General features: G+C 71.1%; 19 protein-coding genes. 12 read left to right on the forward strand and 7 right to left on the reverse strand.

The features are described 5' to 3' along the window. The first annotated feature begins 440 nt into the window (after positions 1–440). From AC1UKG_RS04235 to AC1UKG_RS04250, 4 genes are all read left to right on the forward strand, one after another. Positions 441–1,121, forward strand: coding sequence for an aggregation-promoting factor C-terminal-like domain-containing protein (locus tag AC1UKG_RS04235; RefSeq protein ID WP_482641829.1), 681 nt, complete (start codon positions 441–443; stop codon positions 1,119–1,121). 128 nt (positions 1,122–1,249) lie between these two features. Beyond that, positions 1,250–1,903 carry a rhomboid family intramembrane serine protease gene (locus AC1UKG_RS04240; protein WP_018742012.1) on the forward strand — a complete coding sequence of 218 codons (654 nt, stop codon included), beginning with the start codon at positions 1,250–1,252 and terminating at the stop codon, positions 1,901–1,903. Between the two features lie 108 nt (positions 1,904–2,011). Beyond that, positions 2,012–2,980: an NAD(P)/FAD-dependent oxidoreductase gene (locus AC1UKG_RS04245; protein ID WP_018742013.1), complete on the forward strand. Its 969-nt coding sequence runs from the start codon at positions 2,012–2,014 to the stop codon at positions 2,978–2,980. Positions 2,981–3,091: 111 nt separating this feature from the next. Beyond that, positions 3,092–3,217: a hypothetical protein gene (locus AC1UKG_RS04250; protein ID WP_018814541.1), complete on the forward strand. Its 126-nt coding sequence runs from the start codon at positions 3,092–3,094 to the stop codon at positions 3,215–3,217. On the opposite strand, the gene AC1UKG_RS04255 is transcribed toward AC1UKG_RS04250, so the two are convergent. Continuing rightward, the gene (locus tag AC1UKG_RS04255) at positions 3,214–4,158 is read right to left on the reverse strand and encodes a DMT family transporter (protein WP_018742014.1); all 945 of its coding nucleotides are present in this window, start codon (positions 4,156–4,158) and stop codon (positions 3,214–3,216) included. The genes AC1UKG_RS04250 and AC1UKG_RS04255 overlap by 4 nt on opposite strands. A 3-nt stretch (positions 4,159–4,161) precedes the next feature. Next, positions 4,162–5,193, reverse strand: coding sequence for a class II fructose-bisphosphatase (gene glpX, locus AC1UKG_RS04260; protein ID WP_018742015.1), 1,032 nt, complete (start codon positions 5,191–5,193; stop codon positions 4,162–4,164). 151 nt (positions 5,194–5,344) lie between these two features. Here glpX and AC1UKG_RS04265 point away from each other — a divergent pair, with 151 nt between their 5' ends. Further along, positions 5,345–6,175, forward strand: a complete 831-nt coding sequence (locus AC1UKG_RS04265) for a DUF4245 domain-containing protein (protein WP_018742016.1) — start codon at positions 5,345–5,347, stop codon at positions 6,173–6,175. Positions 6,176–6,213: 38 nt separating this feature from the next. Here the strand turns inward: AC1UKG_RS04265 and AC1UKG_RS04270 are convergent, their stop codons facing one another. Continuing rightward, entirely contained in the window at positions 6,214–6,426 is a 213-nt protein-coding gene (locus AC1UKG_RS04270; protein ID WP_018721170.1) for an exodeoxyribonuclease VII small subunit, read from the reverse strand. Positions 6,427–6,540: 114 nt separating this feature from the next. Then, positions 6,541–7,794, reverse strand: a complete 1,254-nt coding sequence (xseA, locus tag AC1UKG_RS04275) for an exodeoxyribonuclease VII large subunit (RefSeq protein ID WP_080641866.1) — start codon at positions 7,792–7,794, stop codon at positions 6,541–6,543. A gap of 73 nt (positions 7,795–7,867) precedes the next feature. Here xseA and AC1UKG_RS04280 point away from each other — a divergent pair, with 73 nt between their 5' ends. Then, positions 7,868–8,851 (forward strand): 4-hydroxy-3-methylbut-2-enyl diphosphate reductase, encoded by a 984-nt coding sequence (locus AC1UKG_RS04280; protein ID WP_026271502.1) that lies wholly within the window; start codon positions 7,868–7,870, stop codon positions 8,849–8,851. 94 nt (positions 8,852–8,945) lie between these two features. Beyond that, positions 8,946–9,413, forward strand: coding sequence for a hypothetical protein (locus tag AC1UKG_RS04285; protein WP_029122724.1), 468 nt, complete (start codon positions 8,946–8,948; stop codon positions 9,411–9,413). Positions 9,414–9,484: 71 nt separating this feature from the next. Here the strand turns inward: AC1UKG_RS04285 and AC1UKG_RS04290 are convergent, their stop codons facing one another. From AC1UKG_RS04290 to ppc, 3 genes are all read right to left on the reverse strand, one after another. Then, positions 9,485–12,730 (reverse strand): S8 family serine peptidase, encoded by a 3,246-nt coding sequence (locus AC1UKG_RS04290; protein WP_482641828.1) that lies wholly within the window; start codon positions 12,728–12,730, stop codon positions 9,485–9,487. Positions 12,731–12,860: 130 nt separating this feature from the next. Continuing rightward, positions 12,861–14,069 (reverse strand): DNA recombination protein RmuC, encoded by a 1,209-nt coding sequence (rmuC, locus tag AC1UKG_RS04295; RefSeq protein ID WP_482641827.1) that lies wholly within the window; start codon positions 14,067–14,069, stop codon positions 12,861–12,863. A 93-nt stretch (positions 14,070–14,162) separates the two neighbouring features. Then, positions 14,163–16,949, reverse strand: a complete 2,787-nt coding sequence (ppc, locus tag AC1UKG_RS04300; protein ID WP_018742022.1) for a phosphoenolpyruvate carboxylase — start codon at positions 16,947–16,949, stop codon at positions 14,163–14,165. 239 nt (positions 16,950–17,188) lie between these two features. On the opposite strand from ppc, the gene mfd reads away from it, so the two are divergent. From mfd to AC1UKG_RS04325, 5 genes are all read left to right on the forward strand, one after another. Further along, positions 17,189–20,839: a transcription-repair coupling factor gene (gene mfd / locus AC1UKG_RS04305; RefSeq protein WP_018742023.1), complete on the forward strand. Its 3,651-nt coding sequence runs from the start codon at positions 17,189–17,191 to the stop codon at positions 20,837–20,839. Positions 20,840–20,919: 80 nt separating this feature from the next. Continuing rightward, positions 20,920–21,657 carry a hypothetical protein gene (locus AC1UKG_RS04310; protein ID WP_018742024.1) on the forward strand — a complete coding sequence of 246 codons (738 nt, stop codon included), beginning with the start codon at positions 20,920–20,922 and terminating at the stop codon, positions 21,655–21,657. 2 nt (positions 21,658–21,659) lie between these two features. Then, positions 21,660–22,646 (forward strand): nucleoside triphosphate pyrophosphohydrolase, encoded by a 987-nt coding sequence (locus tag AC1UKG_RS04315; protein WP_018814546.1) that lies wholly within the window; start codon positions 21,660–21,662, stop codon positions 22,644–22,646. A 476-nt stretch (positions 22,647–23,122) separates the two neighbouring features. Next, entirely contained in the window at positions 23,123–24,406 is a 1,284-nt protein-coding gene (gene eno / locus AC1UKG_RS04320; RefSeq protein ID WP_482641826.1) for a phosphopyruvate hydratase, read from the forward strand. A 32-nt stretch (positions 24,407–24,438) separates the two neighbouring features. Beyond that, positions 24,439–25,053 (forward strand): FtsB family cell division protein, encoded by a 615-nt coding sequence (locus AC1UKG_RS04325; protein WP_482641825.1) that lies wholly within the window; start codon positions 24,439–24,441, stop codon positions 25,051–25,053. Positions 25,054–25,092: the final 39 nt, after the last annotated feature.

Raw genomic sequence — 25,092 nt, forward strand, 5'->3', positions numbered from 1 at the left:
CCGGGCCTGCCGCTGGTGGAGGTGGGGCTGGTCGGCGTAGCCGCTCCGCCGTCCCTGCAGCGGTGGTTTGACCTGCGGCGAGGCGGTGGGCTGCATGGTAAAAATGGACCGGTTTGGGGGCGTGCTCTGCTCTGGCCCGCGTGGACAGGCTCTGGTCGTGACCCTCGGTGATCGAGAGTCGATCCCTGGGTTTGTGGGGTTGCGCCAGGGAGAGTGGTGCAGATCACATTTAGGGCTGATGGTTTCCTATCCGCCCCATCGTGCGCGATCGTGTCCCCGAGTGCTCGCGCATCCGGCGGATCGCCGGTGACCGTTTGCCTGCGTCCCCGTTGGCGGAGCTGTCGGGGAGACGTGCGCGGTCGGAGCGCTCGCGGTGTGACCCCACCCCACCCAGGTGTGGTCTGCGCCGTGCCCGTGCCCCGAAAGAAAGGGACCGTCTCGTGAATCGGCTGTGGAGCCGGTTGGGCGCCCGGACGGCCACGGTGGCGCTGCTCTCCGCGGGCGTCGTCGGTGGTTTCCACCTGGGCGACAACCGGGATCAGGGTCGGCGCCTGCCGGATGCCGCCGGAGTCGAGCAGGTTGCGCTGTACGCACCGCAGGTGCACCCGATGAAGGAGCAGGCCACCGAGTACCGCGAGAAGCTGCACGAGGCCGCGTTCGCCGAGGCGGCAGCGGAGCGGAAGCGCCGAGAAGAGGCCGCTGCGGCGTCGCGGAAGACTGTCCGCGAGGCGGCGGCGGAGTTCGCCAAGGCTAAGGCCGAGGCCGAGGCGGCAGCGGAGAAGCCGTACGACGGCCCGATCCCGGACTCGTGTGCGGAGTTTACCGGCAACCGGCAGATCGGCTGCGCGGAGATGCTCAACGCCGGCTTCGCAATCGATCAGTTCCCCTGTCTGGACAAGCTCTTCACCAAGGAGAGTGGCTGGAACCACAAGGCCCGCAACCCGTCAAGCGGCGCCTACGGAATTCCGCAGGCGTTACCCGGTAGCAAGATGGCCTCGAAGGGTGACGACTGGGAGACGAACCCGAAAACCCAGATCCTGTGGGGGCTCGGCTATATCGAGGGTCGGTACCAAACGCCCTGCAAGGCCTGGGCCTATCTGCAGGACGTGGGCTGGTACTGAGCTCGAGCGGGGGCTGGTCCTGATCGTCGGACGACGGGGTGTGCGTGGTCACACCCCGTCGTCATCGGTCCGACATTGACCGCTGGCCCAGGTGGCGGCTGTCGCCGCTACCTGATAGCTGTTGACGGGTGAGTCTGCTACCGGAGGGCAGTGACGCGCACCGGTTCGGCACCGAGGCGTTCTACGCCGCGATTGGCCGGGCCTTCGTCGCCATGTGTGCGGTGGTGCCGTTCCTCTTCCTCATCGAGGCCGTTGACCAGGGGCTGGCATTCGGGCTCGACCCGGCGGCCGGCATCATCCCGCAGCGCCTCGACGGCCTGGATGGCGTCTTCTTCTCACCGTTCCTGCACCACGGCTTTGATCATCTCTACAGCAACAGTATTCCGCTGATCCTGCTCGGCACCTTCGTGCTCGCGGCGGGTGCGCGTCGCTTCCTCTGGTCCACGTTGATCATTATTTTGGTCAGCGGGCTCGGCGTCTGGTTCACCGGTTCCCCGAACTCCGTCGTGGTCGGCGCGAGCGGCGTCATCTTCGGCTACCTGGGCATCCTGCTCACCCGGGGCATCGTCGAGCGCAGCTGGTGGAACTTCGCGGTCGTTCTCCTGGTTGGCCTCCTCTACGGCTGGCAACTCGTCGGCATCCTCCCCACCGACGAGCGGATCTCCTGGCAGGGGCACCTCTTCGGGCTGGTGGGCGGGGTGGTCGCCGCGATCGTCTTCCGGCGGCGTCAACCGGGCCTGGGTGGCTCGCACTACTCCGACTCGACCCGCATCTTCGGCTGACCGGAGCGGCGACGACCGACTGCCGGACATCCTTGCCCGGCGGCTCCGGCCCCTCTACCGTCAGGGGCAGCGTCGGTTGAGCCGGGAGCGGAAAGCGACGGTACGCCCATGCACGAGGTCGATGTCGCGGTGATCGGAGCCGGGCCCGCCGGCCTCTTCGCGGCGTACTACGCCGGCTTCCGCGGGCTCTCGGTGGCAGTGGTGGACGCGTTGCCCGAGCCCGGTGGCCAGATCACGGCGATGTACCCGGAGAAGTTGATTCACGATGTCGCCGGCTTCCCGTCCATCAAGGGCCGGGATCTGGTGGCCAACCTGGTTGTCCAGGCCGCCCCGTTCGACCCGCGTTACCTGCTCGGCACGCGGGCGGAGAAGCTGTCCTACGCCGATGGTCGGCCGGTGCTCGGCCTGGCCGGGGGTGAGCAGCTCCGCTGCGGCGCCGTAGTGATCACTGGCGGGCTGGGCAGCTTCACGCCCCGCCCGCTGCCGGTCGCGGAGCGCTTCGTCGGCACCGGAATCATCTACTTCGTGCCGCAGCCGGCGGAGCTCACCGGTCAGGACGTGCTGATCGTCGGTGGTGGGGACTCCGCCTTCGACTGGGCGTCAACCCTCCAGCCACTGGCCCGTTCGGTGACCCTCGTGCATCGCCGGGAGAAGTTCCGCGCGCACGCCGCCACCGTCGCCCGGGTGCGCGCCCTGCCGGTGCGGGTCGTGGTGAACGCGGAGGTGACGGGGCTGCACGGGGGCGGCGCGGTGACCGGTGCCGAGATCACGGTCCGGGGCGGCGCGGCGGAGTTGTTGCCGGTCGACACCGTTGTCGCGGCGCTCGGCTTCACCGCTGACCTCGGCCCCCTGGCGGAGTGGGGCCTGCGCCTGGACCGCCGGCACCTCGTGGTTGACAGCACCATGGCGACCAACCTGCCGCGGGTCTTCGCCGCCGGGGACATCACCGAGTACCCGGGCAAGGTTCGCCTGATCGCCACCGGCTTCGGTGAGGCCGCGACCGCGGTGAACAACGCGGCCGTGGTACTCGATCCGGCGGCGCACCTCTTTCCCGGGCACTCCTCCGACGGGACCTGACCCGGTGGTGACCGGCGCTCAGTCTGCGGGAGTTGGCCACCCGCGCCGCGGCCCTGGCCGGCGCACCCACGCCGCGGTTGACCCGCCTGCCCTACCCGGCGCTCTGGCTGGGTGGCCTGGTCAATCCGTCAGCAGGCCCTCGGGATCGCGCCGACCGCGCTGGACGAAGCCCTCGCCGAGATCCTCGGCGCGCTGCGCCGGGACCCCGATGCCAGCTCGGCGAAGCTCAGCTCCTAACGCCGGGCGGCGATGAGGACAGCGACCAGGGTCAGCGCCGCGCCGAGCAGGGTGGTGGCGTCCGGGCGGGAAGCCGCGGTCGGTAGGAGCACGTCCAGTAGGACAGCGCCGACCACCTGGCCGGCGATCGTGGCCAGGCCGAGGAGCAGGACCCCGGTGAACTCGACGACAGCGGCGGCGATCGCGATGAAGGCGATCCCGATCGGCCCACCCAGGTAGAGCCACGGCTCGGCCGGTGGTGAACCGGCGGGTAGCCCGCGTATCGCGATGTCGACCGCGAAGACCGCCAACAGGGCGACGATGCCCACCGTGAAATTGACCAGCGTCGCGGTCAACGGGCTGCCGGCCGCCCGGCCGACCAGCCCGTTGACGGCCTGCTGCCAGGCCACCGCGATCCCCGCGAGCAGCGGCAGCACCGCCAGCGTCAGCGCGGTCGGATCGTTGAGCCGCCCGCCGACGGCCAGCCCGACCGCGAGCACGGTGAGCACCGCCCCGAACAGGCGTCGACCGGTAACCGGCTGGCGTCCGCTCGGGCCGATGCCGGCCCGGTCCACGAGGAGACTGCTGGCGGACTGGCCGGCGACTACCGCCACGGTGAAGACGGCGACGCCGAGGGTGCCGACCGTGAGGCCCTGCGTCGCCACGAGGAACGCCCCGCAGAGTCCGCCGAGGCACTGCCACGGGCGCAGCGTGCCGGCGGTCAGCGCGGCGCGCAGGGCGGCCAGCCCGCGCCGCCCGCCGGGCGTCGCCGGCACCAGCACCAGCAGCACCAGCAGGCCCAGACCGAACGAGATGACCGCCGCCGCGACCCCGTCGGCCAGGCGGACGCCCAGTTCGCCGTTGATCCGGGACTGCACGGCGATGGCAACTCCGGCAGCGGTCGCGAGCACCACCCCGATCAGCCGGCGGGCCGGGGACGGCCGGTGTAACGCCCCCGGCACTGCCTACTCCTGCTCGGCGAGGGGGCGGCCGTCGAAGTCGACCGCCGAGTACAGCGCCAGCTTCTCCAACCGGTGATACGAGTCGATGACCCGAATCGTGCCGCTCTTCGAGCGCATCACGATCGACTGCGTGTAGGCCCCGCCGGCCTTGTACCGGACGCCGCGAAGCAGGTCGCCGGAGGTGACCCCGGTGGCGACGAAGAAGCAGTTGTCACCGGTCACGAGGTCGTCGGTGCCGAGCACCCGGTCCAGATCGTGGCCGGCGGCGATGGCCTTCTCCCGCTCCTGTTCGTCGCGCGGCCAGAGCTTGGCCTGAAGGGCGCCGCCCATGCACTTCAGGGCGCAGGCCGCGGTGATTCCCTCGGGGGTGCCGCCGATGCCCATCAGCACGTCAACGTCGGACTCGCCGCGGGCGGCGGCGATCGCGCCGGCGATGTCCCCGTCGGAGATGAAGCGGATCCCCGCGCCGGTGCGGCGGACCTGGTCCACCAGCCCGTCGTGTCGGGGCCGGTCCAGCACACAGACCGTCACCTCGGAGGCGTCGGTGCCCTTGACCTTCGCGATCCGGCGTACGTTCTCGGCCACGCCGGCGTTGATGTCCACCACGTCGGCGTAGGCCGGACCGACGGCGAGCTTCTCCATGTAGAACACGGCACTCGGGTCGAACATCGCTCCACGCTCGGCGACCGCCAGTACCGCCAGGGCGTTCGGCATGCCCTTGCTCATCAGCGTGGTGCCGTCGATCGGGTCGACTGCGACGTCAACCTCTGGCCCGGTCTCGTCGCCGACCTCTTCCCCGTTGAAGAGCATCGGCGCATTGTCCTTCTCGCCCTCGCCGATCACCACGACCCCGCGCATCGGAATCGAGTTGATCAACTTGCGCATCGCGTTGACGGCGGCGCCGTCGCCGCCCTCCTTGTCGCCCCGGCCGACCCACCGGCCGGCGGCCATCGCCGCGGCCTCGGTCACCCGGACCAGGTCGAGGGCGAGGTTGCGATCGAGATTCTGTGGGGTCCGCGTCGTGGTGTTCGTCATGACGGCTCCTCCTCGCGACGGTGCGGGGTGGCCCGGCAGGCGTGGTCGCTGCCGGCTTTGTCGCTGATCCTCACATGATCGGCCACACTGCGTGGTGGTGGGGCGGTGATGGCTTGGTCACGTCTGATCGGGTGGCTGCGAAGATAGCGGGGTGGAACCCGCACAGCCCGCCGACCGCGTCCCTGCCGATCAGACCGCGCCGGAGCTCTCGCCGGTTGAGCCGGCGCTCCCCGGCCCGGCCGCGCCCGCGACCGCCGAGGAGCCGGCGGTGCCCCCGACGGCCGAGGAGCCGGCGTTGGTGGAACCCGCCACCGGCTCGGCGGCAGTCAGCGGCCCGACCGAGACCAACGGCGCCGGGGAGCGTAACGATGTCGGGGAGAGCAGCGGCGCGGAGGAGACCAGTGCTGCGGGGCAGACCAGTGCCGCGAGGGAGGCCGGCGAGTCGCCGGCACCGCCTGCTGCGGCGGACTCCACCCGTTCGGAGCGTTCGCCGAAGGACATGGCCATCTCGCTCCTCGTGCTGCTGATCCCGATTGCCCTGCTGCTCGCCTTCTATCGCGGCTTTCTCGGGGGAGACCAGGCAACCGTCGTGGACCCGGCACCCGCGGTGGACTCGGCGCAGGCGGCGGCGGCCTTTCCGGTCAGCCAGCCAGAGGGGTTGGATGCGGGGTGGCGTACCGTCCGGGCCGACTTCCGGACCGTGGAGGACGGGTCGACTCTGCGCCTTGGCTACCTGACCCCGGAGGGGCGGGGGGCTCAGATCGTGCAGAGCAGCGTGCCGCCGGAGCGGTTGCTCCCCACCGAGCTGACCGATCAGGGGCAGCCCCAGGGCCGGACCGACCTCGCGGGACGCACCTGGCAGCGGTACACGGCCCGTGGCAACGAGCAGGCGTTCGTGCTTCTCGAACCGAACCGCACAGTGATCGTGGTCGGCGATGCCCGAGACACCGAGCTGCGGGAGCTGGCCGGGGCGTTGGGCTGAATCGGCTCCGACCAACCGGCAGCGGGGCGGGGCCGGGGTCAGTCGGTGGGTTCTTGTCGAGCGGCGTCCAGGCGGGCTCGGGCGCCGTCCAGCCACGCCTGGCAGACCCCGGTCAGCTGCTCACCGCGTTCCCAGAGGGCCAGTGACTCCTCCAGCGTGGTGCCGCCGGCCTCCAGCCGTTCGACCACCGACGCCAACTCGGCGCGGGCCTGTTCGTAGCTGAGCCGCTCGTCCTTCGTCTCCTCGGTCATCGCTCACATCCCACCACATCCACCCGTCCGGGCCATTCCCGCCGTGCCCGGTGCGCCGCCGGTGCCCCGCCCCGACGGCCGGTGCCCCCATCCGGCCGGATCGGCGGCGTACCGCTACCGCCGTTGGGCCTCCGGGTGGGGCTCTCCGGCGTCGATGGTCGCCGTCACCTCCCCGTCGGTGAGCCGGACCCGCACCGGGTCTCCGCCGGTGACCTCAGAGACCGCACGGACGACGGTGCCGTCGGCGCGCCGTACGATCGCGTACCCCCGGTCGAGGGTGGCGGCCGGGGAGAGGGCCCGGAGTCGGGCCCGGGTGTGCCGCAGGCCGTCCTCGGCGGCGGTCAGCCGGTGGGCGAGACAGCGGTCGGCCCGGTGCCGCAGCCCGGAGACATCGGTAGCCCGCTGCTCGATCATCACCTCTGGCCGGGCCAGCACCGGCCGGGAGCGCAGCAGTTCCAGCCGGTGCGCCTCGCGGTCAACCAGGTTGCGCACCGCACGTTGGAGTCGGGACCGGGCCTGTCCGATCAGGCGTACCTCCTCGGTGAGGTCCGGGACGACTCGCTTGGCCGCGTCGGTCGGGGTGGAGGCGCGGATGTCTGCGACGTAGTCGAGCAGCGGCGCGTCGGTCTCGTGGCCGATGGCGCTGACCACCGGGGTACGGGCGGCGAACACCGCCCGGCACAGCGCCTCATCGGAGAAGGGCAGCAGGTCCTCGATGCTGCCGCCGCCCCGGGCGATCACGATCACCTCGATGGTGGGATCGGCGTCCAGCACCCGCAGTGCGTCCACGATCTGCGGCACGGCCGACGGCCCCTGCACGGCCACGTTGACCGTTCGGAACGCCACTGCCGGCCAGCGTCGGTGAGCGTTGGTACGTACGTCCCGCTCGGCGGCGCTGGCCCGGCCGGTGATCAGCCCGATTCGGTGCGGGAGGAAGGGCGGGCGTCGTTTGCGCCGGGGGTCGAAGAGTCCCTCGGCGGCGAGCAGCTTCTTCAGCTTCTCCAGCCGGGCCAGTAACTCGCCCAGCCCCACCTGCCGGATTTCGTCGGCGCGCAGGCTCAACGTGCCCCGGGCGGCATAGAAGTCGGGCTTGGCGTGCAGCACCACCCGAGCGCCCTCGCGAAGCTGCGGTGCGCCGGAGTCGAGCACGTCGCGGTTGGTGGTCACGGTCAGGCTGAGGTCGGCTGACGGGTCCCGGAGGGTAAGAAACACCGTGCTCGCGCCGGGCCGGCGACTGACCTGCGCGACCTGCCCGTCCACCCACACCCAGCCCAGCCGGGCGATCCAGGCGCTGATCTTCTGGCTGACCACCCGGACCGGCCATGGCTCCTCGGGCGTGCTGCGGGTAACCCCGCCATCCGAACTCACCCGCTCACCCTACGGACCGTCCCGGCGGGTTGCAGCCGCTGGCGGGTGGTGGGTCGGCACGTACGATGGGCGGGTGAGTGAGGCTGAAGCGACCCGGACCGGTAAGCGTGTGATCCTGGCGAAGCCGCGCGGTTACTGCGCGGGCGTCGACCGGGCGGTGCAGACCGTCGAGGAGGCGCTCAAGCTCTATGGCGCGCCGATCTATGTCCGCAAGCAGATCGTGCACAACCGGCACGTGGTGCGGACCCTGGAGGGCAAGGGCGCGATCTTCGTGGAGGAGAACGAGGAGGTGCCGGAGGGCGCGACCGTGGTCTTCTCCGCGCACGGCGTCGCCCCCGAGGTCCACGAGCAGGCGCGGAGCCGCTCGCTGAAGGCGATCGACGCAACCTGTCCGCTGGTCACCAAGGTGCACCAGGAGGCGAGGCGGTTCGCCGCTGAGGACTACGACATCCTGCTGATCGGCCACGAGGGGCACGAGGAGGTCATCGGCACCGCCGGCGAGGCGCCCGAGCACATCCAGCTCGTCGATGGTCCCCAGGACGCCGAGCGGGTCACCGTCCGGGATCCGAACAAGGTGGTGTGGCTGTCCCAGACCACCCTGTCGGTGGACGAGACGCTGGAGACGGTGGCCCGGCTGAAGAAGCGGCTGCCGCTGCTCCAGTCGCCGCCGAGCGACGACATCTGCTACGCCACCAGCAACCGGCAGCACGTGGTCAAGCAGATCGCGTCGGACTGCGATGTCATGATCGTGGTCGGCTCCACGAATTCGTCGAACTCGGTACGGCTGGTCGAGGTGGCCCTGGACGCGGGTGCGCGCGCCGGCCACCTCGTCGACTTCGCCCGTGAGATCGACGACGCATGGCTCGAGGGCGCCCGCACAGTCGGCCTGACCTCGGGGGCCAGCGTCCCCGAGGAGCTCGTCCAGGAGGTTCTCGCGCACCTCGCGGCGCGGGGCTTCACCGACGTCGAGGAGGTGCTGACCGCGGACGAGCGGCTGACCTTCTCGCTGCCGCAGGAGCTGAAGCGGGACATGCGGGCCGCGGCGGCCCGCGGTTGAGCGGTGGGGTCCCGCTTCGACCGGACGGGCCCGGGCCGCGTGGCGGCAGCGGCGTGGCGGGAACGAATCGACGGGCCGGAGCGTCCGAAACTGTATGAGAAGCCCTTGGCTCGCCACCCCGGCGTTGGCCGTCTGCCTGGCGCTCAGTGCCTGCGGCAGCGGCCAGGGTGCGGGTGAAGACCCCCCGACCGAGATGGGAGCGACGCCCGTGCCGACCCCCACCGATCCGGAACCAACGGCCGCCGACCCCGAGTCCTCCACCCTGGCCGCCCCCACCACCCCGAGGTCAACGCCGGCCTCCGTGCCGACGCGTACGCCCAAGGAGCCGGCGGGACCGAGTAAGCCGCCGCCGGTCGGCGCCGCCACCCTGACCGGCACCGTGCAGGCCGGGGTGGAGTCCGGATGTCTGCTGCTGGATGGCTATCTGCTGGTCGGTGGGCCCCCTGCGGTACTGACCCCGGGCGCGTCGGTGGTGGTGACCGGGAAGATCCAGCCGGACCTGGTGACCATCTGCCAGCAGGGCATCCCCTTCCTGGTGGAGACGGCGTCCCGGCAGGGCTGACCCCGCCCGCGCAACCGCCGGAGCCCGCCCCCGGTAACCGGGGACGGGCTCCTGCTTGTGTTGCGTACGGGTCAGTTCACCGAGCCGATGGCGACGGCGCTGCGGCCGACGACCGCGTCCTCCGCCGTCACCACGGTCAGCTCACCCTGCAGTTCCCGGCCAGCGGCCGGGCCCGCCAGGGCGGTCACCGTGCCGCTGAAGGCGTCGGTGTCGCCGTGTCCCAGGGCGAGTGGGGTGGACGGTGCCGACAGGCTGCCGAGCGCCGGGGCGGAGAAGGAGTCCCGGTAGTCGTACGCGGTGCTGCCACCGAGGCCGTCCACCGCGTACCCCTCGACCACGATCCGGTAGGTGCCCGCGGCCGGCTCCGACAGCGTTACCGCCTCCTCCGAGTCCCCGTCTGCGGAGGAGCCGAGCAGCTCGGTGCCCCGGTAGACGTACAGGTCCAGGTCGGCTCCGGCGTTTGCCGGGTTACCGATCCGGGCCGCGAACTCGGTCGCGTCGGCCGGCACCTCCACGAGGAACTCCTGCGCGGCGCCCTCGGTGATGGTCGGGCGGTCAGTGTGGACGCTGGCGAGCGGTCCACCCTGACCGGTGACGGTGACCGGGCCGTAGGTGTTGGTCACGCTCCACTCGACCGGGGTCGGCGTACCGGCGTCAACCGCCGGTAGCTCGACCACGGCCGGCTCGAACGCCACACCCTGGATCCGCGCCGTCAGCTGGTACGGGTTGTTCAGCGACGGCGAGGTGCGACGCGACTCCACCTCGATCTGCCAGACACCGGGGAGCGGGTTCTGGTAGTCCCGCTCCTGCGGGTTGCAGAGGTCGGGGTCGGAGTAGTTGGTGAAGCAGAGCCGGCTGGAGGTGCTCTCCGTCGGTACGCCGTACGGGTTGAACGCGATGAACCGGGTCTGCGAGCCGGTGGCGATGCCGCCGAGGTTCAGCTGGAGGGCCTCGGTACCGGGCGGAACGGTAACGAAGTAGGACTCGAAGCCGTTCCGGTCAACCGAGCCTTCGGCCGCGAAGGCGAAGTCCGGCTTGCGGGTGTCGTTACTGGCCACGACCACGAGGGAGACCTCGAAGTCGATCGTGTTGGTCGCCGGGTCATCCACCGTCATGATCGCGCCGTGCGCGCCCGCGTCCGGTCGAGCGACGACGGGGACGGTCACGGTCCGGTTCAGTGGCAGCTTGACGGACTTCGGTGCCTGGAAGGTGCCGTCATTGCCGCGCAGCGCGATGTCGTGCTTGACGGTGCCGGTCGGCCCGCTGGTACGGGTGATCTTGACCCGGTAGGTCTTCTTCTGGTCGATCCGGTGACCCCCCTCGCCAGCGGCGCACCGGTTGTAGACGCCGGTACCGCGGTCCGGCGTCCCCAGCTGGTCGGAGAGGACGGTGCAGACCGGCGCCACCGAGGTGTACGAGCGGGTCTGCACACCCTTGCGCAGCAGCTTCCACGCGCCGGACACGTCCACCATGCCGTAGCCCTGGCCGTACGTGGGCACGTCCTTGATCGGCTTCGCCGAGCTGTACAGCGCGCGGCGCAGCATCTGCGGGGTGACCCCGCGGTCGGTCGCCCGGGCGGCCGAGAGCAGCAGCGCGGTGGCGCCGGCGGCCTGGGGAGAGGCCATCGAGGTGCCGTTGAACATCCCGTAGCCCGGCGGCAGCGAGTAGCCGGCCTCGGGGACCGGGCTGCCCGCCTGCCAGAGCGGGATGGTGGAGATCGCCGCGCCGGGTGCGGCGACGTTCGGCTTGCTGCCGCCGTCTTCGCGTGGGCCCCGGGACGAGAAGTTGAACAGCGCGTTCTTGGTGCGCACCACCGAGCCGTAGTTGGCCAGCCAGGTGTCCTTGCTGACGCTGGCCGCGACGCTGACGACGTGCTGGGCGACTGACGGGTCGCCGATGGTGTTCAGACCGGGACCGGAGTTGCCGGCGGAGATGACGAGCTGGACGCCGTAGGTGGTGATGAGGTTGTTGTACAGCTCGGCGCGGGCGTTGTCGCCGTCGTTGAGCGCCGGCAGACCACCGATCGACATGTTGACCACGTCGACACCCCGGTTGATGACCAGGTCGGCCATGCCGCTGGTGAGCGCCGAGTAGGTGCAGCCACCGCCCCAGGAGCAGGCGCGGGACGAGACGATCTGGGCGCCGGGTGCGGCTCCGTCGAACACCTCGTTGCCGAACATGTCGTTGGCGGCGGTGATGCCGGCGACGTGACTGCCGTGGGCGTCCGAGACGATGCCGATGTTGACGTAGTCGACCAGGCCGGGGCCGCCGACGGGGGTGGTGTCGACGTCCTCCCGGAACTCGACCACGAAGGGCAGCTGCTCGCGGACGGTGGTTGCCGGGTTGTCCGTGCCGAAGTGCCCGATGTCGAACTTCTCCCGGTAGGGACGCATGACGGTCTCGTCGGTGAAGTCTCCGTCGAGGTCAACGTCGATCAGGATGTCGTTCGTGGCGGGGTCGTAGAGCACGCCCCACTCGTCGGTGGTGTCGCCGTCGCGGTTGACGTCACCGTCCACCTCGCTGCCCGCGGTGATCTCCTCCCGGAAGACGTTGAAGTGGTAGCTGCCCGCCGGTGCCGTCCAGGTCCCACCGGCCGACTCGAACGATGGGCCGGTGACCTCGGTGATCATCGGGCGCCAGGTGGCATCCTCGAACGGGTGCGTCGCGGTGACCCAGTCGACGATCTTTCGGTCGCCCGTGGTGGTGTGCTGGAGCGCCGGGTGGTCCAGGTCCACGCCGGAGTCCATGATGCCGATGGTGATTCCCCGGCCGTCCCACTCGGGATTCTGGTCAACGAACGTGACGGCGCCGGTCTCGCCGGCCGGCAGGTAGGGGTTGTCCGCGCGGGTGTCATCACCGGGACCGCTGAGCGTGCTGCCCTGCTTCGCCGCCCGCTGGCCGCGGGTCATCGGCCGCGGGTCGGCGAGCTGGATCGTCTCGTCCAGGTCGACCGCGGCGACCCCGGGCAGGGTGGCGGCCTTGATCACCTTGCTGGTCGGGACGGTGGCCAGGACGTAGTCGATGGTGTCGTATGTGTCCGTGACGGCCGCACCGAGCTCGGTCAGGTCGGCAGCGACCTCTTTCGCCTCGTCCTGCTCGGTCGCGACGATCAGGGTGACGGTCTCGGCCTTCGTCGCTTCCGCCTCGGCCAGGAGTTTGGCGTCGTGCGAACCCAGCACCTCCACGGGGGTGGATGGCGTGTCGGGTGCGGCGCTCGCGGTGGCGGCGCCGCCTGCGACGGTCACGGCGCTGGCGGCCATGACCGAGGCGAAGAGTCCGGCGGAGGTGCGCCGGCTCAGCTTTCGGGGTTTGCTCACGTTCTCTCCTCCGGAGAACAGGGCCCTCAGTTCCAGGGCACGCGTGAGCGAAATCCTTCGGCTATCGATGTCGGTTGTCACGACTGACAGAGGCCTTGTGACCATCTCGTGACCTGTGGGTTTGCCGCTGTCACACCGAATCGGCGCGATTTCCATCCACTTTCGCGTGAAACTGGGTCCACTCTGGAACATCGTCGGTGAGCTCCGGTGCCTGCGGTTGCCGGGGGGCGAGCTCCACCTGCGCCGGCGGGGCCAGCTCCTCGTCGGAGACGCCCAGCTCGGCGAGCTTGCGGGCGCTGACCAGTACCCGTGACTCCAGCGAACCGACCGCCCGGTTGTACGCCGTTACCGCCCCACCGAGCGCGGACCCCAGCCGGCCCACATGCTCGCCGAGCGTGGCGAGTCGGCCGTGTAGTTCCCGGGCGAGCGAGTGCACCGCCACCGCGTTGCTGGCCAGCGCCGCCTGCCGCCACGCGTAGGCGACCGTACGCAGCAGTGCGACGAGGGTGGCCGGGGTCGCCAGCACCACGTTGCGGGTGAAGGCGTGCTCCAGCAGGGTCGGGTCGCGCTGTAGGGCGACGTCGAGGAACGGGTCGGCCGGCACGAAGAGGACCACGAACTCCGGTGCCGGGTCGAATGCGGTCCAGTACGCCTTCGCGGCCAGCGCGTCGACGTGGGCCCGCAGATGTTTCGCGTGCGCGTCCAGGTGGGCGTCGCGTCCCCGTTCGTCGCGGGCCTCCATCGCGGTCAGGTACGCCTCGAGCGGCGCCTTCGCGTCCACCACCACCGACCGCCCCCCGTGCAGGCGAACCACCAGGTCGGGGCGGACCGTCTGCTGATCGGTCGCGGCTGTTACCTGCTCGGCGAAGTCGCAGTGCTCCAGCATGCCGGCCGCCTCGACGATGCGGCGCAGTTGGTGCTCGCCCCACCGCCCCCGGACCTGCGGCGCCCGCAGCGCCGCGACGAGCTGTTTGGTCTCGGTGCGCAGCTCACCAGAGACCGTGCTCATGGCGCGCACCTGCTCGCGCAGCTCGGCGTAGGCGTCAACCCGGTCCCGCTCCAACTCGGCGACCCGCTGCTCGTAGCGGTGGAGCGTGTCGTGCAGGGGGGCCACCGCGCGGGCCACCGCCTCCTGGGACTGCGCGGTCGCCTCGTAGCCCAGCGTCCGTAGGGACTGCTCCAGGCGACCCTCGCCCGCCTGCGCGGCGGCGAGCGTGGCCTCCAACCGGGCCAGCTCGGTGACGGATCGGGCCCGGGCGGCGTACCACCCCACCGCGCCGCCCGCCGCGAGGCAGCCGAGCACCACGGCCAGCGTCGGAAACTCCATGTCGCCGAGCATCCCAAACGGGTACGACCGACCGGTGCCGGGTGGATCGAAGGTGATGCCGCCCCGCCTCCGCCGTGGGCCGGCGAGGCGGCCCGTCCACGGTGCTCAGCCGGTGTTGCGCATGCCGGCGGCGATACCGTTGACCGTGGTGAGCAGGGCGCGTTCCAAAGCGGTGCCGTCGCTGGGCGCCCGACGACTGCCCGGTGCCGTCACCACCGCCCGGCCTGGTGCGCCGGAATCCCGGTACTGCCGCAGCAACGCCACCTGGAGGTGGTGCAGCGGTTCCAGGTAGGTGTCCCGTACCGCCAGCGTGCGCTGGAGCACCGGCGCGTTCTCCAACAGCTCCGGGGAGACGGTCACGGCGAGCACCTCCCGCCGGGTCAGCTCGTACTCCTGCTCGATCTTGTGGAAGATCGGGTGCAGCTTCTTCGGCACCAGCGTCTCCACGTACCGCCGGGCGATGGTCAGGTCGGTCTTGGTCAGCATCATCTCCACGTTCGACAGGAACGTCCGGAAGAAGTGCCAACTGCGGTGCATCTCGGCGAGCACGTCCCCGTGGCCGGCGGCGCGGGCCGCCGCCAGCCCGGAGCCGACGCCGAACCAGCCGGGGACGATCTGTCGGGTCTGGGTCCAGCCGAACACCCACGGGATGGCCCGCAGCCCGGTGAGCCCGGCACCGGTGTTCGGTCGCTTCGCCGGTCGGGAGCCGATGTTCAACGCGCCGAGCAGCTCGGTCGGGGTGGACGCCCAGAAGTACGCCGGCAGGTCCGGGTCCTCGACCAGGTCCCGGTAGGAGCGGTAGGCCGCCGCGCTGACCACGTCCATTGTCGCGTCCCAGCGTTCCAGCATCTCGGCCGGCTGCCGGGGTGCGGTGTGCAGCAGCGTCGACTGGAGCACCGCGGCCACGGTCAGCTCCAGGTTCTCCCGGGCCAGCGCCGGCAGGCTGTACTTGTCGGAGATCACCTCGCCCTGCTCGGTCACCTTGATCTCGCCGTCGAGGGTCCCGTACGGCTGGGCCAGGATCGCGTCGTGCGTCGGCCCACCACCTCGGCCGACGGTGCCGCCCCGGCCGTGGAAGAGCCGCAGCTGCACGCCGTGCCGGGCGGCCACGTCCCGCAGGGCGCGCTGCGCCCGGTGGATGGACCACTGACTGGTGGTGATGCCGGCCTCCTTGTTGGAGTCGGAGTAGCCGAGCATCACTTCCTGCACGTCGCCGCGGGCGGTGACCAGGGCCCGGTAGGCGGGTAGCGAGAGCAACTCGTCCAGCAGGTCGCCGCCGGCGTTCAACTCGGCGGGGGTCTCCAACAGCGGTACGAAGCCGATCCGGGCCCGGCTGCTGTGCACGTCCACCAGCCCCGCCTCGCGGGCCAACACCACGGCGGCGAGGACATCGTCCACACCGAGGGTCATCGAGATGATGTACGACTCGATCACCTCGGTCCCGAACCGGTCCTGGGCCTCCCGGATGGTGCCGAAGACATCGAAGGTCCGGCGGGCCGACTCGGTCAGCGGAGTGTCGAGCGTAGACAGGGGTCGACGGCCGGCCAGCTCGTCGGCGAGGAGCTTGGTGCGCTCCAGCCGGCTCAGCGCCGGGTAGTCGGACACCTCGCCCACCGCTGCGAAGAGCTGGGTCAACACCTCGTGGTGCTTCTCCGCGTGCTCGCGGACGTCCATGGTGGCGAGGTGCAGGCCGAAGGCGGAGACCGTACGGATGGTCGAGGCGAGCCGGCCCACGGCGGTGAGCTGGCCGGAGTTTCGGGCCAGCGAGGCGCGCAGCAGCTCCAGGTCGGCGATCAGCTCACCCGAGCCGCGGTAGTCCCGTCCCGGCAGGTGCGCCGTGTCCTGGCGTAGCCGCTGCCGGGTGTTGGCGAGCTTCGACTTCACGCACCGGGCCTTGAGCCGGTACGGCTCCTCGGCGTTCACCCGACGGAACCGGGGCGCCACCTCGGGCAGCGCGTCCAGGTCGGCGGCGAGGCTCGCGGAGAGGTCCAGCGAGACCCCGCGCAACCGCCGGGAGACGGAGACCTCGTTGATCAGTTGGTCCATGGCCTTTTCGGTGGCGGCGAGGCCGTGCTCGTGTGCGATGACCAGGACCTCCCGGGTCACCGTGGGGGTGACGAACGGGTTTCCGTCCCGGTCCCCCCCGATCCAGGTGCCGAAGGTGAGGGGCCGGGCGGTGGGTGCGGTCTCCACCCCGAGGGTGCGGAGCGTGTCGGCCAGGTCGTCGAGCACCTGGGGTGCCGCCTCGGCGTAGAGGTCGCGTAGGTAGTAGATGGCGTTGCGCGCCTCGTCGGTCGGGTCCGGCCGGTCGAGCCGCAGCTCGTCGGTCTGCCACATCAGGTCGAGTAGTTCGGCGAGGCGGCGGTTGGCCGGGCCCTCGTCGCTGGCGCCGTAGAGGACCGCGTTGGTGGTCTCGGTGTCCAACTCGTCGGCGATCGCGCGCAGCTTGGACAGGATCGAACGGCGGGCGGCCTCGGTGGGGTGGGCGGTGAAGACCGGGCGGATGGCCAGTCGCCGCGCCGCCGCCGCGATCTCCTCGGCGGGAACGCCACGCTCGGCGATCATCTTGGCGGTCTGGTCCAGCCAGCCGCCCTGCACGGCCCGACGGCGCCGCAGATCCCGGGCGCGATGGACCTGTTCGGTGATGTTGGCCAGGTGAAAGTAGGTGGAAAAGGCGCGGGCCAGCCGGGTGCCGGTGGCGACATCCAACCCGGCGAGCCGCTGCGCGGCAGCCGGGGCGTCGGTGCGAACCTGGGCACGGATCTCCTCGACGAGGTCGAGCAGGGGCCGCCCCTCCTGACGGGCCAGGGTCTGGCCGAGCAGGGTGCCGAGGCGGCGGATGTCGGCGCGCAGTGCGGCGTCGGGGCCGTCGTGGTCGTGTTGGTCGGTCACGAAGCGCTCCTTACGTGAGTACGAAGGACAGCGCTGTCCGACTCCCAGGATCGTAACCGCGGGGACCGGGCGGAGCCCACGGGGTCCTTGCTAAACCTTGGCGAGTCGCGCCCACCCAGCCCCGGGGATCCACGTCACGGGCCCGTTGACCCACCCCCGGAGAGATAGGGTCGACGAGTCAACCCCCCGTCCGGCTGGACGAGGGGCGCTCGTCGTGCCGTCGTCGTGGAAGTGATCACATGCTCACCGGACTCTTCGCCGCCGCCCTCGCCGACCCGGCCCTGGCTCGGGCTCGGGACCTGGCGCGTTCCGGCGCAGCCCAGGTCGACGGGCTCGACCTGACCGCACCGCCGGCGCTGCGTCCGTTCGCGGTCGCCGCCGTGGCGGCCGACGAGCCGGTGGGGGGTGCGGGGCGCCCGGTGCTGGCGGTCACCGCGACCACCCGGGAGGCGGACGACCTCGCCGCCGCGCTGGGCAGCCTGATCCCCGCCGACCAGGTGGCGGTCTTTCCGTCCTGGGAGACGTTGCCGCACGAGCGGCTCTCGCCGCGCTCCGACACCGTGGGCCGCCGGCTGGCGGTACTCCGCCGTCTCGCCCACCCCGAGGCGACCGACGCGCAGGGGCGCAGCGGCCCGCTGCGGGTGGTCGTCGCTCCCGTCCGATCTCTGTTGCAACCCCAGCTCAAGGGGCTGGGTGAGCTGGAGCCGGTGCGACTGTCCGCCGGCGACGAAGCGGACCTCGAGGAGGTGGCGCGCCGGCTCACCGACATGGCGTACGCCCGGGTCGACCTGGTCACCAAACGCGGTGAGTTCGCGGTGCGCGGCGGCATTCTCGATGTCTTCCCGCCCACCGACGAGCACCCGGCCCGGGTTGAGTTCTGGGGCGACGAGGTGGAGGAGATCCGCACCTTCGCGGTGGCCGACCAGCGCACCATTGAGCTGGTCGACCAGCTCTGGGCCCCGCCCTGCCGGGAATTGCTGCTCACCCCGGACGTCCGGAAGCGGGCCGCCGCACTGGCCGCGGAGCACCCGGAGCTGGCGGAGATCCTCGACCGGCTCGCCGAGGGCATTCCGGTCGAGGGGATGGAGTCGCTCGCTCCGCTGTTGATCGGGGCCGACTCGATGGAACTGCTGCTCGACACCATGTCCATTGGGACCCACGTGCTGCTCTGCGACCCGGAACGGATTCGTACCCGGGCGCACGACCTGGTGCGTACCTCAGCGGAGTTCCTCCAGGCCAGCTGGGCCGCGGCCGCCGTGGGCGGCGCCGCCCCGATCGACCTCGGCGCCGCCGCCTTCCGGACGCTCGCCGAAGTCCGCGCGCGGGCCGGTGCGCTGGGTCAGCCGTGGTGGACGATCTCCCCGTTCGGGCTGGCCGAGCCGGCCCCCGCCCGTCAGCCGTGGGAGGACGAGCCGAACGAGGTCGACATCACCCCGGACGACGCGATCGCGGTGACGGTCGCGGCCCAGCCCGCGCCGCTCTACCACGGCGAGACGGCGCGGGTGGTGGAGGAACTGAGGCGTTGGGCCGGAGCGGGCTGGTCGATCGCGCTGGTTTTCGAGGGGCACGGCCCCGCCCAACGGGCTGTCGAGGTGCTGCACGATGCCGGGCTCGGCGCCCGCCTGGTGGACGAGGTGACCTCGGCGCCGGCGCCCGGCCAGGTACTGGTCAGCTGTGGGTCGCTGACCGGTGGTTTCGTCGCTGAGGAATCCCGTTTCGTGCTGCTCACCGGGGACGACGTCACCGGCGGCCGGGGCGCGTCAACGCGGGACATGCGCAAGCTGCCGAGCCGGCGGCGTAACACCATCGATCCCCTGGAGCTGCGGGCCGGTGATCACGTGGTGCACGAGCAGCACGGCATCGGCCGCTACGTCGAGTTGGTGCAGCGCACCGTCAACGGGGCCAGCCGGGAGTACCTGGTTATCGAGTACGCCCCGAGTAAGCGCGGCCAGCCGGGCGATCGGCTCTTCGTCCCCACCGACCAGCTCGACCAGCTCTCCCGGTACGTCGGCGGCGAGCAGCCGGCCCTGCACAAGATGGGCGGCTCGGACTGGCAGAAGTCGAAGGCCCGGGCCCGCAAGGCGGTCCGGGAGATCGCCGCGCAGCTCATCCAGCTCTACGCCGCCCGCAAGGCGTCCAAGGGGCACTCGTTCGGCCCGGACACCCCGTGGCAGCGGGAGCTGGAGGACGCCTTCCCCTGGCAGGAGACACCGGACCAGCTTGCGGCGATCGAAGAAGTCAAGCGGGACATGGAGCAGACCGTTCCGATGGACCGGCTGATCTGCGGCGATGTCGGCTATGGCAAGACCGAGATCGCCGTCCGGGCGGCGTTCAAGGCGATCCAGGACGGTCGGCAGGTGGCGGTGCTGGTACCCACCACCCTGCTGGTGCAGCAGCACTACAACACCTTCGCCGAGCGGATGAGTCAGTTCCCGGCCACGATCCGCCAGCTGTCCCGGTTCCAGACGCCGAAGGAAGCCGAGCAGACCCTGGAGATGGCCGCGGCCGGCAGCGCCGACATTGTCATCGGTACCCACCGGCTGCTTCAGGCGTCTGCCCGCTTCCGCTCCCTGGGGTTGGTCATCGTGGACGAGGAGCAGCGCTTCGGCGTCGAGCACAAGGAGCAGCTCAAGTCGGTGCGGGCCTCGGTTGACGTGCTGAGCATGTCGGCCACCCCGATCCCCCGAACCCTGGAGATGGCGATCACCGGCATTCGGGAGATGTCCACCATCGCCACCCCGCCCGAGGAGCGGCACCCGGTGCTCACCGCGGTCGGGGCGTACGACGAGCGGCAGGTGGCCGCCGCCATCCACCGTGAGCTGCTCCGGGATGGCCAGGTCTTCTACCTGCACAACCGGGTGGAGTCGATCGAGCGGGCGGCGCGGCGGCTGCGGGAGTTGGTGCCCGAGGCGCGGGTCGCGGTGGCGCATGGCCAGCTGGGTGAGGAGGCCCTGGAGCGGGTCATGGTCGGCTTCTGGGAGAAGGAGTTCGACGTCCTGGTCTGCACCACGATCGTCGAGTCCGGCATCGACATCCCGAACGCCAACACCCTGATCGTCGAGCGGGCCGACCTGCTCGGTCTGGCCCAGCTGCACCAGATCCGGGGCCGGGTCGGCCGGGGCCGGGAGCGGGCGTACGCGTACTTCCTGTATCCGTCGGACAAGCCCCTCACCGAGCATGCCCACGAGCGGTTGGCGACCATCGCGCAGCACACCGAGCTGGGTGCCGGCATGTACGTGGCGATGAAGGATCTGGAGATCCGGGGCGCCGGCAACCTGCTCGGCGGCGAGCAGTCCGGTCACATCGAGGGCGTCGGTTTCGACCTGTACGTGCGGATGGTCGGAGAGGCGGTGCAGGCCTTCAAGGGAGAACGCCCGGAGGAGGAACCGGAGATCAAGGTCGATCTGCCGGTGGATGCCCATCTGCCGCACGACTACGTCGGGGTGGAGCGGCTGCGCCTGGAGATGTACCGCAAGCTCGCCGAGGCCCGGGACGAGGAACGGCTGGGCGCGGTGGTCGCCGAGCTGACCGACCGCTATGGCGAGCCGCCCGCCCCGGTGCAGAACCTGGTGGCGGTGGCCCGGTTCCGGCTGCTCGCCCGCCAGTACGGGCTCACCGACGTCAGCATGCAGGGTCGCAACCTACGGTTCGGCCCGTTGCCGCTACCGGACTCGAAGCAGCTGCGACTCAAGCGCTATCACCCGGACGCGGTCTACAAGCAGGCGCTGGAACAGGTCAGTGTGCCTCGGCCGAGTACCCGGCGGGTCGGCGGCGAGCCTCTGCGTGACCAGGCGTTGCTGGAGTGGTGTGGGCAACTCCTCGCCGACGTGCTCGGCCCGCCCCGGGAGCTGGCCGGTGCCGCCGACGCAACAGCGCGCGGCGGGCGGTGAGGTGGCGCGACCCCAGCCGGCGGACGCGGGGCGTCGGGGGGTGTCCGGTCCTACGCCGCTGGCGTGAGAGAGTTGCCTGCATGCGTGCTCGCCGTCTTGTCGCCGCCGCCAGCCTGGTGGTCGGCCTCGTCGCCCTCACCGGATGTCGCACCGAGCCGGGGGTGGCCGCGTACGTGGGTGACCAGCAGATCACCGAGGACACCGTGGACGAGCTCCTTGACGAGCTGCGGGCCACCGCCACGACGGAGGCGCCCGAGCTTGGTGGGCCGGCTCCGCAGCCGCCGCCCCGGTCTCAGGTCGTCCGCGAGCTGGTGCTCGGCACGGTGTGTGACCAGGTCTCCGCTGACCGGGGCTACCAGCCGCAGGGGCGGACGGAGCCGGCTCAGGTCGCCGGCCAGCTTGGTCTCCCCTCGGAGTCGGGGTATGTGCGGCAGCTGGCCGATCTCTACACCTGCCTCTCCGGACTGCCGGTGGGCGATTCGGTCGCCCCGACCGAGCAGGAGCTCGCGGAGGTGATCGCCGCTGGGCGTGCGGCCGGAGTGATTCCTCCGGATACTCCGGATGCCGTGGTCGCCGGTCAGCTCGACGGCCCCCAGCTGCGCAACGCGCTGGCGAGTCGCCGGGCACTTGCCGAGGCTGCCGGGGAGTACGACGTTACGGTCAATCCCCGCTATCGGCCGCTGGAGTTTCCGATCCTTAACTTCTCTTCCGAGGTCGCGGCGGTGAGCGTGCCCCTGGGTGAGTCCGGTTCGGACGCGGTTACCGACGTCTCCAGCCCGGAGCCGCTGCCGCCGGCCGGGGCGGACCGACCGGCCTGAGCATGGCGGCACGGATCACACTGCTCGTCACCTCGCCGCGGCTGCCGGCTGGGCTGCTCACCGCGGCCGCGTGGGACGTCGTACGCCAGAGTCCCGTGCTGGCCGCGGCGGAGAGCGAGTTGACGGCGGCGGTTCGCGCCGCGGGAGCCGAGGTGGCCGTCGTTGCTGGCCCGGCCACCCCGGCGTTACTGGAGGCTGCCGCCGCCCACGGTGGTGCGGTCTGGCTCGCCGGCCCAGCGGGCGACGAGTCGCTCGCCCGGGAGCTGGGCCTGCGCCTGGCCCGGGAGCCGGGGCTCGCCGAGTTGGAGCTGCTGTACGGATCATGGGATCCGCCCGGAGCGCGGCTGCTCGACGCGGTGGCGGTGCTGGACCGGCTCGCCTCGCCCGGGGGTGACCCGTGGAAGCGGGCGCAGACCCATCGCAGCCTTGCCGGCTTCCTGTTGGAAGAGTGCTACGAGGCGTACGACGCGATCAGCGCCGGCGACACCGACGCGCTCCGCGAGGAGCTTGGGGACGTGCTTCTCCAGGTGGTGCTGCATGCCCGGCTCGCCGAGGAGTTGCCCGAGGGCGAGCGGTGGAGCGTGGATGACGTGGCCGGTGGCCTGGTCGACAAGATGGTGCGGCGCAATCCGCACGTCTTCGCCGAGGGTCAGGCCGGCACCCTCGCCGAGATCGAGGAGAACTGGGAGCGGATCAAGCGGGCGGAGAAGGCGCGTGACTCGGTGCTGGACGGCATCGCCCTGAGCCAGCCCGCCCTCGCCCTGGCCGCCAAGATCATTGATCGGGTCGCCCGGGTGCGGCTCGCCGTCTCGCCCCCGCCGGCGCAGTCGCCGCTTGACCCGGAGGCTCGGCTCGGCGCCGACCTACTGGCTGCGGTGGCCGCCGCCCGTGCCTCCGGGCTGGATCCGGAGGCGGCCCTGCGCCGCGCCGCCCTCGCCTACGCCGAGCTCGTCCGCCGGGTGGAACGGGCCGGCAGCACCGGTAGCTGAGGTCCGTCCCGCCAGCTTTGGCGGCGGGACGGAACGTGAGTAAATGCCATAAATTGGGCATAGGTGGGACGGGCTTGTGGGACGGTCCACCACGTCGGTCTCCGCCAGCAGCTCGAGCGGACCGGTGTGGCTGATGGTCTGACCGGCTGCGTCGAGGCTTGGGCGACCGGTGACGGTGAGCGACGCGATGGCGGTGGCGGTGAGCAGGCGGAGCGGGGGCGAGATGGCGGACATGATGACTGGCCTCGCCGATCGGATCGAGCGCGCGCAAACCCCGACGCCGGTTGACATCGGAGAATACGGGAATGTCGGGCGTGCCGTTCGAAGGAACGGGTCGGCACTCGACGGTGCGGCCGGAGATTCAACCGCCGGGTGCCGCGTTGCGTTCTATCGCCGCCCGATACGCTGCGTGCAATACCTTCCTCGCCGCACCGTCGCGGCCATCAACGATCGGCACACACACGAGGAGCGACTCAGTGGCAACCATCGAGGGAATCGTCGCCCGGGAAATTCTCGACTCACGGGGCAACCCGACGGTCGAGGTCGAAGTGGGGCTCGACGACGGCACGATCGCCCGCGCTGCGGTGCCCTCGGGCGCCTCCACCGGTGCCTTCGAAGCGATCGAGCTGCGCGACGGTGTGAAGGACCGCTACCTCGGCAAGGGCGTTGCTCAGGCGGTCTCGAACATCGAAGACAAGATCGTTGACGAGTTGATCGGGTACGAGGCCAGCGAGCAGCGGCTGATCGACCAGAAGATGCTCGACATCGACGGTACGGACAACAAGAGCCAGCTCGGCGCCAACGCGATCCTGGGCGTCTCCCTGGCGGTGGCGAAGGCTGCCGCCGGCGCCGCCGAGTTGAGCCTCTTCCGTTACCTCGGCGGCCCGAACGCGCACCTGCTGCCGGTTCCGATGATGAACATCCTCAACGGTGGGGCGCACGCGGACTCCAACGTCGACATCCAGGAGTTCATGATCGCGCCGATCGGTGCACCGACGTTCCGGGAGGCCCTGCGTTCCGGCACCGAGGTCTACCACGCGCTGAAGTCGGTACTGAAGAAGAAGGGTCTCGCCACCGGCCTCGGCGACGAGGGTGGTTTCGCGCCAAACCTACCGACCAACGCCGCCGCGCTGGATCTGATCTCGGAGGCGGTCGAGAAGGCGGGTTACCGGCTCGGCACCGACATCGTCTTCGCCCTCGACGTGGCCGCGACCGAGTTCTTCGAGAACGACACCTACACCTTCGAGGGTGCCGCGAAGACCGCGGAGGAGATGAGCAGCTACTACACCAAGCTCGCCGACGCGTACCCGATCGTGTCGATCGAGGACCCGCTGGCCGAGGATGACTGGTCCGGTTGGCGTACCCTGACCGCCTCCGTCGGAGACCGGATTCAGATCGTCGGCGATGACCTGTTCGTCACGAACCCGGAGCGGATCGCCCGCGGTATCGCCGAGAACGCCGCCAACTCGGTCCTGGTGAAGGTCAACCAGATCGGTTCGCTCACCGAGACCCTGGACGCGGTGGACCTGGCCCACCGGGCCGGCTTCCGGTGCATGATGAGCCATCGCTCCGGCGAGACCGAGGACACGACCATCGCCGACCTCGCGGTCGCCACCGGCTGCGGCCAGATCAAGACCGGTGCACCGGCCCGCTCGGACCGGGTCGCGAAGTACAACCAGCTGCTGCGGATCGAGGAGGAGCTGGCTGACGCCGCGCGGTACGCCGGGACGGGCGCGTTCCCGCGTTACCGTTCTGCCTGACGGACGCGCACACTCGGGGGAGGGGCCAGAGGATGCAGCAGCGCCGCACGCCGGCCGGACAGCGTCCGGCCCGCCGGCCAGGTCAGGCCGGTCGGTCGGGCGGTGCCCGGCCGGTCCGTGCGGGCGGCGTCCGCGGCGAGTCGCGGGCGACCACCAGCCGCTCCCCGGGCGCGGTCCGGGGCGCCGACGGGGCCCGTTCGGCGAACCGGCCCGCCGCTCGGCGATCGGCGCCCGGGGGTGCGGTGAAGCGACTCTCCGCACCCCGCCCCCGGTGGGGCACCGGGCGGGCGACCGTGCTGGTCGCGGTGCTGGTCGCCCTCGCTCTCGGCTACACCTATCCGGTCCGGGTCTACCTTGACCAGCGGACGGACATCGCCCGGATGGAGGCCGCCCAGGCGGCGCAGCGGGCGGAGATCGAGAGGCTTGCCGCCGAGGCCGCGAAGTGGCAGGACCAGAAGTACATCGAGGCCAAGGCCCGGGAGCGCTTCTTCATGGGCCGCGAGGGCGAGCAGATGTTGATTGTGCTCCCCAAACCGCCGGCGGAGGCCGAGGCGGCGGATCAGCTCGCCGGTCAGGACGGCTTGGCCGGGGCTGACCGGTGGTACGACACACTGTGGTCGAGCGTGACGGCCGCGGATCAGGAATAGCCCGGCGAGTGAGTGCCGCCACCGAATCAGGAAGGACAC

The sequence above is a fragment of the Salinispora sp. CH2A1_6 genome (genome assembly GCF_056820975.1).